General features: G+C 65.3%; 9 protein-coding genes. 4 read left to right on the forward strand and 5 right to left on the reverse strand.

The window, feature by feature from the left end:
• Positions 1-6 precede the first annotated feature (6 nt).
• A complete protein-coding gene (locus tag GXN78_RS23935) occupies positions 7-1,422 on the forward strand; it encodes a serine hydrolase domain-containing protein (RefSeq protein ID WP_106559826.1) in 1,416 nt (471 codons plus the stop codon).
• 5 nt (positions 1,423-1,427) lie between these two features.
• Here GXN78_RS23935 and GXN78_RS23940 read toward each other — a convergent pair whose 3' ends face one another.
• The 3 genes from GXN78_RS23940 to GXN78_RS23950 all read right to left on the reverse strand — a co-directional run bounded on the left by GXN78_RS23940 (position 1,428) and on the right by GXN78_RS23950 (position 7,715).
• Positions 1,428-1,715 carry a hypothetical protein gene (locus GXN78_RS23940; protein WP_106559825.1) on the reverse strand — a complete coding sequence of 96 codons (288 nt, stop codon included), beginning with the start codon at positions 1,713-1,715 and terminating at the stop codon, positions 1,428-1,430.
• Positions 1,716-1,934: 219 nt separating this feature from the next.
• Positions 1,935-2,222: a DUF3606 domain-containing protein gene (locus GXN78_RS23945; RefSeq protein WP_146163155.1), complete on the reverse strand. Its 288-nt coding sequence runs from the start codon at positions 2,220-2,222 to the stop codon at positions 1,935-1,937.
• A 444-nt stretch (positions 2,223-2,666) separates the two neighbouring features.
• The gene (locus GXN78_RS23950; protein ID WP_106559824.1) at positions 2,667-7,715 is read right to left on the reverse strand and encodes a non-ribosomal peptide synthetase; all 5,049 of its coding nucleotides are present in this window, start codon (positions 7,713-7,715) and stop codon (positions 2,667-2,669) included.
• A 371-nt stretch (positions 7,716-8,086) separates the two neighbouring features.
• On the opposite strand from GXN78_RS23950, the gene GXN78_RS23955 reads away from it, so the two are divergent.
• Positions 8,087-8,302, forward strand: a complete 216-nt coding sequence (locus GXN78_RS23955) for a hypothetical protein (protein WP_106559823.1) — start codon at positions 8,087-8,089, stop codon at positions 8,300-8,302.
• 226 nt (positions 8,303-8,528) lie between these two features.
• The gene (locus tag GXN78_RS23960; protein ID WP_106559822.1) at positions 8,529-10,910 is read left to right on the forward strand and encodes a galactose oxidase-like domain-containing protein; all 2,382 of its coding nucleotides are present in this window, start codon (positions 8,529-8,531) and stop codon (positions 10,908-10,910) included.
• Between the two features lie 5 nt (positions 10,911-10,915).
• Here GXN78_RS23960 and GXN78_RS23965 read toward each other — a convergent pair whose 3' ends face one another.
• Together GXN78_RS23965 and GXN78_RS23970 are read right to left on the reverse strand one after the other, a co-directional pair.
• Positions 10,916-12,154 carry a glycosyltransferase family 1 protein gene (locus GXN78_RS23965; RefSeq protein ID WP_106559821.1) on the reverse strand — a complete coding sequence of 413 codons (1,239 nt, stop codon included), beginning with the start codon at positions 12,152-12,154 and terminating at the stop codon, positions 10,916-10,918.
• A gap of 125 nt (positions 12,155-12,279) precedes the next feature.
• Entirely contained in the window at positions 12,280-12,702 is a 423-nt protein-coding gene (locus GXN78_RS23970) for a hypothetical protein (protein WP_146163148.1), read from the reverse strand.
• 240 nt (positions 12,703-12,942) lie between these two features.
• Between GXN78_RS23970 and GXN78_RS40895 the strand changes: the two genes are divergently transcribed.
• Entirely contained in the window at positions 12,943-13,599 is a 657-nt protein-coding gene (locus GXN78_RS40895; RefSeq protein WP_204162274.1) for a hypothetical protein, read from the forward strand.
• The last annotated feature ends 1,295 nt before the right edge of the window (positions 13,600-14,894 follow it).

The following is a 14,894-nucleotide window of genomic DNA, read 5'->3' on the forward strand; positions in this document are numbered from 1 at the left end:
ATGCCTATGAAGAAGAACGCCAAGTCCGCCTGGCTCCAGGCCGCCCTCGACTACATCCCCGGCTGGCTCGGCTTCCAGCTCGAACGGCATCAGCAGGTCGGCTGCAGCGTGGCGATCGCGCAAGGCCAGGAACTCGTCGCGGAATTCGCCCTCGGAAGCGCCGACCTGGGCACCGGCCAGGCGCTCACGCCCCGGCATCGCTTTCGCATCGCCTCGCACTCCAAGACCTTCACCGCCAGCGGCGTGATGCTGCTGCGGGAGCAAGGCAAGCTCGGCCTCGACGATCCGATCGGGCGCCACGTGAGCGGCCTGCACAAGGCGCTGGCGAAGGCCCGCGTCGGCGAGCTGCTGTCTCACGGTGCCGGCGTCGTGCGCGACGGTGCCGATAGCGGGCAGTTCCTGGACCGCCGGCCCTTCCTCTCCCGCGCCGAGCTGCGCGCGGAGCTGGCCAAGAAGCAGCCGCTCGCGCCCGGCCTCCAGCTCAAGTACTCCAACCACGGCTACGGATTGCTGGGGCTGATGATCGAGGAGATCAGCGGCACCGAGTACCCGGCGTGGGTCGCCCGCCATGTCGTCGAGGCGGCAGGCTTGCGCGAGACGGTGCCCGACATCCCGCAACTGCCTCGCTCGGTCCCCCTGGCCAAGGGGCACAGCACCGAATTCCCCTTCGGCCAGCGCCTGGTCGTGCCGGGCGACAACGTCTGCCATGCCATCGCGCCGGCCGGGGGCTTCGTCTCGACGGCGGCGGACGTGGTGCGCTTCTTCGCGCAGCTGGCGCCCGAGAGCAGGAAGAGCATTCTGTCCGCCGCCAGCCGGCGCGAGATGATCCATCGCCGTTGGCGCGACCCCTGCAGCGCCCAGGAATCGCACTACGGCTACGGCACGATGATGAGCGGGCCCGGGCCCAAGGAGTGGTACGGCCACACCGGCGGCCTGCAGGGCTTCGTGTCGCGCACGGCGCGCTTCCCCGAATCAGGCTTCACGGTCACGGTGCTGTGCAACGCACTGGACGGGTGGTCCTACCCGTGGGTGGACGGCATCCACGGCATTCTTTCCGCCTTCAAGCGCCATGGCGCGCCGGGACGCAAAGAGGCGGCCTGGAACGGCCGCTGGTGGAGCATGTGGGGCGCGAGCGACCTGGTGGCCATGGGCAAGGTCGTCTGCCAGGTCGCCCCGGCGATGAGCGTGCCCTTCGACAGCGCCACGACGGAGTTCGAGATCTCGGGCAAGGACAGCGGCGTCATTGCCCGGACCTCCGGGTACAACAGCCCGGGTCAGGCGGTGCGCCTGGTGCGCGATCGCAAGGGCCATCCGGCCGAGCTGTGGGTGGGCGGCACCCAGCTGCTGCCCAAGGAAGCCATGCTGGCCGAAGCCCGGCAGCGGTATCGCAAGTCAGCGGCCTCGGCCGGCCTGCCTGCCTGAGCTTCTCAGGCTGCGACGAAGCTGAGCCGCGCCTCGTGCGCCAGCCCATCGCGAACGATGGGGCGGGCGTCGTCGTCCGCGAAATCGAGAAGCGCGTCGGGAATCTCGTCCTCTTCGAGGGAGAAGAGGATCTCGATGGCGTCCTGCTGGGCCTCCGAGAACGTACCGGCCTGGATCAGCTGGTTGAACCTCGCAGCGGTCTCCTTCGGTGCCAGCTGGCACAGCTCGAGCAACTCGAGCACCAGCTCGATCTGCGAGGGGGTGAGGGGCTGAGGGGCGGCAGAACGCTTCATGACGTGGGATCCTTTCGGTGGAGCTCGGGACTTCTTCCTTTGCTGTGGAATCAGTCTCTTTGTCGATCCTTAAGCGTCGCTGAAGCGTTCGTAAAGAAGCATTGCTGGTCGTGAAAACTTTGTGTGGGCGTGAGGAAAGTCTCGTGTTGCCTGGTGGGGCGTTGTTCAAACGACACGGGTCTTGAACGGCTGCGCGGCAAGTTCGAACTATCCGGTGGGCTACACGTCGTTGAATTCTCCGGGCTTGAAGAGCGGGTCACCGGCGGCGCGCACCGCGTCCGGGTAACCGACTGCCTTTACGGCGGCGCGCAACTCGGCTTCGGTGCAGCCAAGACTCATTGCCCAATCGCAGATTTCATCATCGTGCTCGAGCGAGATGAGGTTGGCGACGGCCTTGACCGCCTCGCGCAGGTCCTGTTCCGTACAGCCGAGCCGCGTCGCCCATTCACGGACCTCACAGTCCTGCTCGAACGAGATGGACTCAGGCTCGCCGGTGTCCTTATCCATGGGATTCTCCGGTTTGTAAGAACGCTGGCTGTGACGGGACGCCGTGGGCTTTTAACAGTCGCGAATAGCACCGTGACCCACGGGTCACACCAGTGGAGTCCATCCCGACGGATTTTCATCCTCGCCTTGACATTCGCGGCGCGGACCGATCGCGCTGGTCTGACAGAGTCTGCGTAGTTCGTTGACGCCCTCGTGCAAGGCCTTTTCATAACTATCTGTCCCGCGAGGAGCCGAGTTCAAAAGGCGGAATTCGTCATGGTGAGGCGATCGCGACTCCAGCAAAACCCAGTAAAAATGCCCTGGGTCTGGCTCGTCGACCGTAACTGCAATGGATCGTAGAAAACTTGGCATCTTTTCAAGTGAAGTGTTGAGCACGCAGGCCCTTCCAAGGAGTCAGAGGGTGCTCAAAAGGCATGGCAGCACGGGCAGCGCCGTTCGAGATACTCAGGTGCTTCTGGTGGTCTTGCCCCAGGCAGAGAACATCCTGCCAAACAAGGTTCGTCCCTGCGGCGCTTTGCGTTTCGCGTTGCCGCCGCCCAGCACCTCGGCGAGAGTCGCCGCTGCCTCTCCGGAAGCAATCTGACTCAGGTTCTCAAAGACATACCTTGGCGGCGCCGTGCGGAAGCCCAAGCTTCGTTCTGCCAACTGGATCACGCGCATGGCGAGCAATGAATCACCGCCAAGGTCGAAGAAGTTGTCACTGGGCCGGATCTCGGAGATCTTGATCTTGAGCACGTCGGCCCAGATCTGCGCCAGCTGCAATTGACCAGGAACAAGCACCGTGGTGCTCGACGTTTCCGCAGCACCGTTCGCAGCACCCTCCGCTCGCTCGTAAGACGCACGCTCGTCGTTTCCACTACGCAACAAGCGCTGAAGGTACGCCGCGTCGGGCGAATCGCCGGCCGCAACCAAGGCGCCCAAGGTTTCTTGCGGGTGCTCCACCACCTGTTGCAGCAACTCGACATAGCGATTCCCCAAGGCCACAGCGGTTTCGCGCCGGTAGATGTCTGCGTTGTAGGTGAGTCCCCCCTCAAGACCGGCGCGCCCCTCGGCCAGCCACAAGCCGATGTCCTCGGTGGCGCCGCGCTGCGACAGCTGAATTTGACGATGCTCCAGCGGTCCAATGGCTGGCGCCCGCTCGCGCGTGTCCTCGAAGGAGAAGAGCACCTGGTAGAGGCCGACGCCCTTGGCTCGTCCAGAGAACTCGGGCTCGCTCGCAAAACGCTCGAAGGGAACCTGCTGGTTGTCCATCGCCGAGACCAGTCGATGCTTCAGGTATTGCACGAACTCGCCGAGCGTCTGCCGAAGATCGATCTCGAGGGGAAGCGGCAACAGGTTGCCAAACAGGCCCATCACAGTTTCGAGTTCCGGAAACTGGCGACCGCGGACCGGCGTTGCGACGACGAGCGAACGCGCATCGGCCACGCTGCTCAGCAGAAGGACGTAGATGCCGAGCGCGAGCATATTGAGCGTGACTTCATGGCTGCTCGCCACCGACCGCAGCTTTTGCGTGAGCACGCCATCGACCGCCATCCAGTACGTGCTGCCCTGGCCGGTCATGCCCGCTCTCCGCGGCCTATCGGTGCCCAATGCCTTCGGCGGCGGTGCGCCGGCGAAACAGGTTTTCCAGAAACTCAACTGTTCTTCGAATTGCGTCGAGGCCAGCCAGTTCACGTACCACTCGGCATAGTCGCCGTGCGTCACCGTCAGTGCTGGCAGGTCATGCGGCACTCCATCGAGCTGCGCTTGATAGATGACGGACAGTTCGTTGATGAGCAAATCGATCGAGCCGCCATCCCATACCAGGCGGTGCGGGACAAAGACGAACACGTGGTCGTCGTCGTCGATGCGAATCAGGGCGGCGTTGAAGAGCGGCGCATCACGAATATCGATCAACTCGTCGGCCACTTCCTGCAACTTCTCGACAAGTTCGGGCTCGCGCTGGTCGGCGGGCCATCCGCCCAGGTCGATGCGCAACATTTCGACCGGCACCTCGGCAGCGATCGATGCGACGAATTCGCCGGTCTTCGCGTCCTTGTGAAATGCGGTACGCAACGCGGGCTGACGACGCACGATCTCGCGCAGCGCCTCATGAAAGGCCAAGGCGTTCAAACGGCCCGTCAGCCGGTGAGCCGACGGCGTGTTGTAGACGGATCGGCCGGGATGCAGTTCTTCGAGAAACAGTATGCGTTCCTGCATCGGCGTGAGGGGCGCGCTGCGCCGCCCGGCGCGGTGCGGTATTCGCTCCACGGGAGAAACGCCTCCCGCCTGCAGTTCGCTCACGGCCGCCGCCAGGCGCTCTGCGGTCGGCGCTGCGAAAAGCGTGCGCAGGGGGATGGTCACGCCGAACTCCCGACTCAACAAAGTGGCAAGCCGCGATGCCAACAGCGAGTGGCCGCCCAGGGCGAAGAAGTCGTCTCGGATGCCCAGCGCCGGCAGGCTCAGCACCTGCTCCATGGCACGAAGCACGATTTGCTCGCGCCGGTCGCGCGGGGCAACGGTGTGGGTGGGTTGCACTGGCTTCGTGGTGTTTGGTTCGCCAGGTGCAGGCAGCGCCTTTCTGTCCGGCTTGCCGTTGGGAAGCCGTGGAAACGCGTCGAGCACGACGAGATGCTGCGGCAGCATGTACGGCGGAAGACGCGCACACAGCGCCTGCTTCACGACCGAGGTGTCGATCTCAGCACCGGCTGCCGCGACGAGATAGGCGACCAGACGCACGTCGCCGGGTTGGTCCTCACGCGCAACAACGAGGCTTGCACCCACCGCAGGCACGTCGTTGCAGCACGCCTCCACCTCTCCCGGTTCGATGCGATAGCCACGCACCTTGACCTGGTCATCGAGGCGGCCGAGGTGTTCGAGCAGGCCGTCGTTGCGCCAGCGGCCACGATCGCCGCTACGGTAAAGCCGGCCGCCTGCGTCGAACCCCGCGTCAGAAACGAAGAGCTTCTCCGTCAGCTCGGGGCGGTCGAAGTAGCCGATGGCAAGACCAGCACCGCCGATGCAGATTTCCCCCGGCACGCCGACGGGACATCGCTGTCCTTGCGCATCGAGGATCCAGACGCTGGTGTTCGCGATAGGTCGCCCGATGGAAACGCCATTGCGAACGACCTGCGCATCGTCCACGCGCCACAGGGTCGAGTAGACGGTCGTTTCTGTGGGCCCATACAAGTTCCAGAGCTCACCGCAACGCGAACTCAGAGCGAGTGCGAGGTCGCGGGACATGGTCTCTCCGCCGGACATTGCCTTCAGTCCCGGCTTGCCTTGCCACTGCGCGTCCAGCAATAGCCGCCAGGCGCTCGGCGTGCCCTGCAGCACCGTGACGTCCTCACCTTCGATCAGCTGGCGCATTGCCTGGCCGTCCTTCGCTGTCTCGCGAGCCACCAGCACTATTTCGGCACCGACTTCGAGCGGAACAATCAGCTCGAGCACCGCAATGTCGAAGCTCAGCGTGCTCACGGCCGCCACCCGGTCTTCAGGGCCTATGCCAAGCTCGTGGCGCATGCTTCGAAGCAGGTTGGCAACGGCACCGTGAGATATGGCCACGCCCTTCGGCTTGCCGGTCGAGCCGGAGGTGTAGATGAGGAAGGCCATGTCGCCGGATCTGGCGTCCTGCGGTCCCGGGGGCAGCGGGCTCGCCGGCGCTTCCAGCCATCGGGTTTCCGTGTCCAACCGGAGCACCTGTTTGTCAGGATCGTGGCACCAACTGCTGGGAGCGCTGGCGATGCCGGACGCGGTGATCAGCAGACCGAGCCGCGCATCCTCTGCCTGATAGTCGAGGCGCGCCTTGGGGAAATCCGGGTCCAGCGGCACGTAGGCTGCGCCGCATTTGAGTACCGCCAGCAGGGCAACCACCATGTCGACGTCTCGCGCCAGGCACAGGCCTACGCGTTCCCCGCGACCTACACCACGCGCGCGCAATGCATGTGCCAGACGGTTGGATCGCTCGTCCAGTTCACGGTAGGTCCAGCGCTGCCCGCTGTGCCGCAGCGCCACTCGATCAGGCTGCGCCACCGCAGTCACTTCAAAGCCTGCATGCATGAGGCCGCTGCTTTCGAGCGGCGTCGGTGCCGGCTGCAGCGCAAGAAGACGCGCCTCCTCGGCGGCAGTGAGGAGATCGACGCAGCCGAGCGCGGCGCGGGGATCGCGCACGGCGGCCATCAGGAGGCGTTCGTACATTCCCAGCCAGCGACGAATGGACTCCTCGTCGAACAGGTCGACGTTGTACTGCACCTCGTACTGCATGCCGCCAGCGACCGGCGTGAGATTGAGGAAGAGTTCGAAGTTCTCGTAGGCGCGCGGGATGCTGCGCAGTTGCGTCTGCAAGCCGGGAAACTCACCGGCCGCCCTCTCGGCGCCGGCGTCGACGTTGAAGAGGACGCTGACCAGCGGCAGACGACTCGGATCCCGTGGCACCAGGAGCTTCTTGAGAAGCGTCCCATAGGTGAGGTTCTGATGCTCGAACGCATCGAGCAACAGGTCGCGGCTCTGGCTTACCAGTTCGTGCAGAGCCGTCGAGGCATTCACCGAGATGCGCAGGGGCAGGAGGCTGACGCAATGCCCTACGAGCCGAGGCATTTCGCTGGCGAGCTGGCCGGCGGCGGCGATGCCGACGACCAGGTCCCCCTGCTCTGTCAGGCGGTGGAGGAGACCGGCGAAGGCACCGAAGAGTGCGGCGTAAAGGCTTGCACCCGATCCGGCGGCCAGCTTGCGAACCGCGCCGATCAGCTCGGCGTCGAGCAGTCCGTCCATGCGGCGCGACCGGAATGTCCGCGTCTGCGGTCGCGGTCGATCGAGCGGCAACTCGAGCATCGGCACGCTGCCGCCGGCGAAGCGCTCCAACCAATAGTCGACATGGGGCTGCATGCGCGGGCCGGCCATCTCGTGGGCCTCCCACTGCGCGTAGTCCGCATAGCGAGGCGCCGGCTCCAGCGACGAGCCCAGGCCCGATTCGAGTGCATAAAGGCGACCCAGCTCGCCCCAGATCACGCTCCAGGACCATCCATCGCAGACAGCATGGTGGGCGCTGATCAGGAGTGTGTGATCTTCTGGCCCGGTGCCATAGAGTCTTGCGCGAAAGAGCGGGCCCTGCTCCAGGATGAAGCGCTCGCAAACTGCAGTTTCGAAGGCCGCCGCGAGCCGGCGTGCTTGCTCCGCCGCATCGGACTTCGACAGGTCGATACGTTGCAGCGCGAAGGGCTGGGCTGCAGCAATGAATAGCTGCGTGCCATCTGCCGAAAAGGTCGCGCGAAGGCACTCGTGGCGCGCCAGCAAGCGGCCGATCGATCGCTGCAGCGCGCCTTTGTCGAGCGGGCCTGCAAGTCGCAGCGCGCTGGCTTCGTTGTACGCCAGGGCGGCCTCCGGACTTAGACGATCTCCAAGCCAAACCTCGCGCTGAGCCTCCGTGGTGGAAATGATCGCCTCGAGGTCGCCGAATGCGAAAGGATCGAAGGTATCTGAGTCGGATTTGTCAGCCCTCTGTAGTGCGTCTCTCACGAAGCAATCCTCACTGGGTGGGTGTATGTCGCGTGGGGTGTCGCGTGTGGTGTCGCGCGGACGCGGATCGGGCTGGCGAGCACGTAAGAATGTGAAAACTTCACAACCACGCTGGGTTGTCGTGTACTGCCAAATGGTTGGGTGTCGGACAGCGTCTCGCGGCCATGTGCGCAAACGCCCTGGCGAGTTCGAAGTTGAAGCCGCGGGCGGTTGTTGGTGCCCGCGCCGATTACCGAAGTCACAACTCGTGACCGCCAACGTCCACCGCCCTCTTGAGCGTCATTTCCACGACTTAGGATGGCCTCAGACCGGTGGAAGTCGCGTGCTCGGTGGCAGCGTGCTGACCACCGCCACTGAAACAAGGAGGAAAAATGACTTGGCAACAAGAGGTGCCGACGGCGATGCCCGGCGCGAACCTCGACCGCGGCCGCCAGTGGCAGCACGATTTCGTCGTCGAGTGGCACCGCCTCTCCGAAGGGTGCGCCGACATTGAGCAGACGGCCAACTTCGCCGTCGAGCTGTATGCGTTGCAGGGCACACGCAGTCCCGTCGAGGTCGCGCGCGAAGCGTGGGGCGTGGCGCTGTAGCGGTTACCTGAGTGGTCACCGGGCGGCCCACCTCGCCTGCAATTCGCCAATGACTTCATCGCGATGGCTCGACGGCACCGCGCACGCCTAGACCTAGAGCGTCGCGTATTGCCAACGCCGAAGTTCGCTGACAACGCGGCCTTCCGTAGGAGAACGTCGCAAGCGGCAGGTCATGCGAGGCCCTCAACATATAACCGCAAAGTACTCATGATTTTGCGGAGCGCCCATGTCTTGCAAGTGCCACGTCTTTCGCCTGACCCTTGTCGCCGTTTCCGTTGCGGCCTTGATATCGGGTTGTGGCGGCGGTGGCGGTGGGGCGGGTGGCCTGTCGGCGGCGGGCGCCGGGAAGGGAGCAACGAGCGACGGCAGCAGCAGCGGCACCGGCGCGCCTGAGGCGACCCGCAGCGACGCTGCCAAGCCCGGCAAGATCCGGCGTGCCGTGCGCACGCGCGACGACATCGAGCGCGAGCGTGAGCGCGAGCGCCAAGTGCCGGCGCCCATCGATCGGGGCGACGGCCCGAAGCGCAAGAGTTCCAACCTGCAGACCGGCACCATGGCCGGCCCCGAGATCCAGGGCCAATGGTCTTCCGCAAGCAGTTGGCCGCTCAATGCCATTCACGCCATCCTGACGCCGGACGGCAAGATCATGAGCTATGGCACCGACCCGGACGGGAACCAGGGTGCGCAGCTTTACTACGACGTGTGGAATCCGGCGACCAGCGCGCACAGTCTGCTGCAGCACGCCACGCGCACCGACATGTTCTGCAACGCGCAGGTGATGCTGCCGACCACCGGCCAAGTGCTGCTCGCGGGCGGCGACACCCGCGGCCTGAACGACGGCACGCCACCCAACCTGGGCGTGCGCGACACGAACCTGTTCGATCCGCTGCTGCTGGAACTGAAGGCCTCCGGCACGCCGATGCAGTACGCGCGCTGGTACGGCTCGCTGTACCCGCTGTCGGACGGCCGCGTGCTGACGGCCGCCGGCATCGACGAGAACGGCGCCGGCGCGGGACCGCCAGAGATCTACATGCCGGGCTCGGGCTGGAAGACGCTGTCGAAGATCGCGAACTGGCCGGCCGACTGGTACTACCCGCGCGGTTTCCTGGCGCCGAACGGCAAGGTCGTGATCGCCAGCGGCAGCAGTCTCTTCAGTCTGGATGTCGAGGCGGAGACGATGGACTCCATCGGCACGCTGCCCAAAAACACCGACTGGACGCTGCCCTGGGCGCTGTTCGACCGCGGCCGCATGATGATGGTGGACGACGAAGGCGGCGCGATGGTGGTCGACGTCAACGGCAGTACGCCCGTCGTCACGCCGATTGCCGGCCCCGGCCCCAACCGCATCTGGAGTACTGCGACGGTGCTGGCCGACGGCAAGGTGGCCGTCACCGGCGGCTCTTCGGAGGACAACGTGCTGGTCGACACCGCCTTCTCGACCCTGATCTGGGACCCGAAGACCAACGGCTGGACCACCGGCGCATCGGCTGCCAAGCCGCGGCTCTATCACTCGTCGGCGATCCTGCTGCCCGACGCGACGGTGCTCTCCGTCGGCGGCGGCTCGCCCGGCCCGGTGGTCAACCTGAACGCCGAGATCTATTCGCCGCCCTACCTCTTCGACAGCAATGGCCAGAAGCAGGCGCGGCCGATGATCAACTCCGCGCCGGCCAAGGTCGACCTCGGCTCGACTTTCGGCATCACGGTGGCGTCGGGCCGGGCGATCCAGCGCGTGACGCTGATCCGCACCGGCTCGGTGACCCACTCGACCAACTTCGAGCAGCGATTCCTGGAACTGCCCTTCACGCAGGAAACGGGCAGCTCGACGGTGAGCATCAAGCTGAACGAAGGGCCGAACACGTTGCCGATCGGCTACTACATGCTGTTCGTCATCGACAGTGCCGGCGTGCCCTCGGTGGCCAAGATCATGAAGGTCGACGCGAGTTGGTCCAAGGCCGCCGATCAGGGGCAGAGCTTCACCCTGCCGACGGCCACCACGGTGCGCTATGGCAGCGGCAGCTGGGTTCAGAAGACCGCATCCGGCGCCGTGGCCTGCAACAACGAATTCTTCGACGCCAATCCCGCACCCGGCCTCGCCAAGGCCTGCGAGGTACTCACGCCGCAAGCGGCGGGCGTCGTGCTGGGCAATCAGCCGCCTTCGGGGGACAAGCTGGTCGCCAACGAAGGCGGCAGTTTCAGCGTGGCCAGCCCGGCCTTGGTGAGCTTCGGCGCAGACACCCGCTGGATCAGCAAGATGGTCTCGGGCAGCGCCAGCTGTTCCAGCACCTTCTTCGGCCTGGACCCGGCACCGATGACTGTGAAGTCCTGCTTCGCTGACACGCCTTCCGCTCCTGCTCCTGCTCCTGCTCCTGCTCCTGCTCCTGCTCCTGCTCCTGCGCCGGCACCCGCACCGGCCCCAGCGCCGCCGCCCTCGGGCGCATTCCTCGCCAACGAGGGACAAAGCTTCACCGTGTCAGTGCCGACCGTGGTGAGGTACGGCGCCGACACGCGCTGGGTGCAGAAGACGGTCAACGGCACAGTGCCCTGCACCAATGCCTTCTTCGGCACCGACCCGGCGCCCTTTGTCGTCAAGTCATGCCGCGTCGCCTGAGCGCCTTACCGGCAGCCCTGCCGCGATGCGAGCACACGGCGATAAGCGGCCAGGTAGTTCGCCATCATCTGCGCAGCTGAGAACCGCTGCGCGTTCTCCAAGCCCAGGGTGCGCATCTCTTCGAGCCGTCCGGCGGCGTTCTCGATGGCTTCGGCCATGGCATCGGGGTTGTGTGGATCCAGGTAGCAAGCGCCTGGGCCACCAATCTCGTTCATCGGCTCCAGGTCGGAAGTGAAGACCGGGCAGCCGCAAGCCTGGGCCTCGATCAACGGCCAGCCGAAGCCTTCCTGCAGGGAAGGAAACAGCAAGGCCGTGGATCTGGCGTACAGCGCACAGAGCTCCTCGTGGGAAACATCCTGCAAGGTTCTGATCCGCTCGGCAACACCATGCTGAGATGCCAGGGCTGTCAGATTCGGATCCAAATGTGGGCCTACAAGAATCAAGTGTTGTACGAGAGCGGGGACACCATGTTCGGCAGCGCGCCGTTGAAGCGCGATGAACGTTTCGATGACCGCCCTGCGATTCTTGCGAGGCAAATCCAAGCCGACGTGAATGAGGTACTTGTCTTGTTCGCCAACTCCCAATCGCTTGATCAGCTGCTGGGCTTCCTGCGGCTGTACAAGTGAGAAGCTGTCGTTCAGGCCGTTGAGCACTGTCGTTACTCTGCGTTTATCCACAAATTGCAGATCGACAAGAGCGCGCTGAGTCGTGTGCGAAACACACGCGACCAGGTCGGCCTTCGCAAGTCCCGATGAAATCAGACGTTGGAATACGCGACCGCTCCATCCGACATTCCATCCCTCGACCATTCCTCTCGCGGCCTGGACCGCGATGACGTCGTGGCAGGTAACGATCGTCGGCCTGCTCTTGAGCCAGCGCACGTACATGCTGTTGGAGTGGTCGCAGATATGGACCACGTCCGCCCAGCGTGCTTGGGTCGCAAGGCCCGGAATGAAAAGAATGAATTTGTCTATGTAGCCAAGCCACTTCCACAAGCGCGAGGTGCGCGGCAAACGCTGAACCCGCTGCGGCGGAGTGATGACGCGCAGTTCGCAACCAAGCTTGGGCAGCTCGCGCTCGAGCACGCGCAAGAACGCTCGCATGCTGGTCTGATTGTCCGGCCCATAGTTGCCCACCAGCAGAATCTTCATCGATGAATGGCTTTCATCGCGGGCTTCAGAGCCCATGATTCTTGGAAGCTCGTGGCTCAGGAGATCACGGACTGCTTCGTTTGTCGTTGTCATGTTCAGATTTTCTCTTTCTGGGAGCAGCAAGTACCGGCTTGCTCTCTGCAGAGCACAGATTTTTAAAGAGATCTGAGCAGCCTCAGTGAGTCATGCACGTGAGCACCGAACGAGGCATCGCTGCATCAAGGCTTCTGAGCGGGTGTTTCTTCGATCGATGAAGTAGTGACTGCCCTCAGCGCGCGCAGGCGTTCGTTCGCGGGTTCGGTCGTGAGGGCCACTGTCCGCGCGTCCCCGCGGGTCCAACGCATTTTGGCTTCCTTGCGCGCTCTTCTCGCGTCGAGCCATTCCAACATTCCCGCGGTGCCCAGCCCGACGAACGAAGCAATGGCAACAATCAGCGAGCCGACCATGACCAGCAGTTGAAGGTCGCGTAAGCCGGAACCGGCCTCACCTACCCCGCCCGCGGAGAGCGCATAGGGCGGCGTGGCCTCGGGTGGGAAGACGAGTCCCAGGCCGAAGAGGCCGAGCACCAAGATCGTTGCGAACACGGCGGTCCGTGCGAAAAACCGCCGATACGTTCTGCGCGCCTTTGCTGGTGAGTTCATGCGATGAGTCATCCATTCGGAAACAGGAACACGGTCCCGCAGCTGGAGCACCTTGCCTGGCCAAAAGTACCGTAGCTTGGAAGCGGATCGAGCTTGGCCATCCTCCGCTCGAGAAAGCACTCTGGACACGGGATCGGTTCCCCGGCGCTAGTTTGGGCGTCGCGCCAAGCCTTCTCCCAAGCGCCAATCAGCGGTTGCTCGGCGCGCTTCGCTTGAAGATGGCTCAGCAATTCGCGGTGCATGCCTTCGAATGCCATTTCGTCGTCTCCACGCGTTACCTACCCGGACCGCCACCGCCACCCGGACCGCCGCCGCCACCTGGCCGCCACCGCCACCGCCGGGACCACCGCCACCGGGGCCACCACCGCCACCGCCACCGCCGGGACCACCGCCACCAGGGCCACCACCGCCGCCGCCACCGCCGGGGACCACCGCCACCGGGCCCCACCACCGCCGCCACCGCCGGGACCACCGCCACCGGGCCGCCACCACCGCCGCCACCGCCGGGACCACCGCCACCGGGGCCGCCACCACCGCCGCCACCGCCGGGACCACCGCCACCGGGGCCGCCACCACCGCCGCCACCGCTGGGACCACCGCCACCGGGGCCGCCACCACCGCCTGCTCCACCAGCACCAGGCCCACCGCCCCACCTGCGCCGCCAGCGCCGGCACCAGGGCCACCGCCTCCACCGCCAGCACCAGCGCCAGGACCACCGCCACCGCCACCGCCACCGCCTGCGCCACCAGCCCCAGGGCCGCCACCAGCGCCAGCGCCACCTGCGGCACTGCCCCCAGCACCACCACTGCCGGGCCCACCTGCCCCAGGACTACCAGCCGAGCCGCCGCCAGAGCCATCGCCGCCGGCAAAGAGCCAGTTGAGGCTGCCACCGCCTGAGCCTTTGGGGGGTGCCGCGCTTCCAGCCTGGCGCGAGCCGGTGAGGGTCGGCGATGGCTGCGCCACTCGCGCCGACGGAGCAGAGTTCAGACAGACCGCCTCGCCGTATGGGTTGTATCGATCGCAATGACCAGGCACTGCCGGCCGGGGCGCAGCGGTCTGGTATTGCGTGCCGGGAATCGGCCGAGAACGCGGCTCACCGACGCGAGGCGGTGCACTGGGAACGAACGAAGGTTGAGCGAGTGCGGGCAATGCATTGACCCTGTCCGGCGCGGCGACCTTCGCCGGCTCGACGGCTCTTGGCGCTTCGCGAACCACGGGCTGCTCACGGGCTTTCGCCGACCTTTCGACGCTCGCCGTCCCGATAGAAGCAGACCTGGTTCGCGGGCGCGCCGGTGGAGCAAGCATCGTTCCAGGCGGTGCAGGGTCGGGCGTCGCTGCGTTCCTGGCCGGCGCAGGAGAGTCGTCCTGGACAAGAGGAGTCTCATGCGATTGGGAGGCCTGGACCTCTTGCGCAGGCGACTGGGTGGGCTCGCTCTTCGCCTCGACCGTCATTGCTGGAGGCTCGCTTTCCGTCGGAAGAGCAGGCTCGCTCTTGACCTGATTCGCCGACGAAAGGGAAGGCTCGCTCTCAGCTTGCGCGGTGACAACCGGATCGGGTTGGGGAGGGACGATCGTTTGAGCTGGCCTTTCCGGTGCCGTCGCGGCCTTCCATGGGACCGCCGCCGGATCAGAGGGCGGTGCGACCTGCGTCGTCGAACGGCCGAGATACCAGAGCACGAAAGAGACATGCAAGAACGCCAGGCCGATCAGCAGCCAGACGATCGACACATCGACCCCTGCAGGCACTGGAATCCCGAGGACGCGTCGCGGAGCCTTGCTCCGGCGCTGTGCGCGCACCGGAGGCCATGAATCCACCGATGGGGACGAAACCCGCTGCGCGGCCGTGGAGTTCGTCAGCGTCCCTGTTGGCTCTTCGCCCTCCTGCGGCAGGAGCTTGCGCGCACAATGCCGGCAGTAGTGAGCGGTGTCCCTGTTGAGGGTCTGACACGCGCTGCAGACTCGGGTCAACTGGTGCGGCGGGATTGCCGGCCCTGGTGGCTGCCAATCCGTCCAGTTGGGCAGCGCCGACCTTGTCCTGGACGCAGCGGGATCCGGCGCTTGGAGCGGCTCATTCGCCGCATGGTCCAGCATCGGCTCGCTGTTCACCGTCTCGCCCGTGTCCGGCTTTACCTGGAGGACTGCGTCGCTCATGGCAGGTATCCGGCTCTGGGTTATACGACTGGGACCAGTGC

The organism is Variovorax sp. WS11, from assembly GCF_010499245.1.
GTDB lineage: Bacteria > Pseudomonadota > Gammaproteobacteria > Burkholderiales > Burkholderiaceae_C > Variovorax.

Coding starts and splice junctions, on each gene's coding strand:
- GXN78_RS23955 (WP_106559823.1), top strand. CDS start 8,087: ATGACTTGGCAACAAGAGGTGCCGACGGCGATGCCCGGCGCGAACCTC.
- GXN78_RS23935 (WP_106559826.1), top strand. CDS start 7: ATGAAGAAGAACGCCAAGTCCGCCTGGCTCCAGGCCGCCCTCGACTAC.
- GXN78_RS23970 (WP_146163148.1), bottom strand. CDS start 12,702: ATGAACTCACCAGCAAAGGCGCGCAGAACGTATCGGCGGTTTTTCGCA.
- GXN78_RS23940 (WP_106559825.1), bottom strand. CDS start 1,715: ATGAAGCGTTCTGCCGCCCCTCAGCCCCTCACCCCCTCGCAGATCGAG.
- GXN78_RS23945 (WP_146163155.1), bottom strand. CDS start 2,222: ATGGATAAGGACACCGGCGAGCCTGAGTCCATCTCGTTCGAGCAGGAC.
- GXN78_RS40895 (WP_204162274.1), top strand. CDS start 12,943: ATGCCTTCGAATGCCATTTCGTCGTCTCCACGCGTTACCTACCCGGAC.
- GXN78_RS23960 (WP_106559822.1), top strand. CDS start 8,529: ATGTCTTGCAAGTGCCACGTCTTTCGCCTGACCCTTGTCGCCGTTTCC.
- GXN78_RS23965 (WP_106559821.1), bottom strand. CDS start 12,154: ATGACAACGACAAACGAAGCAGTCCGTGATCTCCTGAGCCACGAGCTT.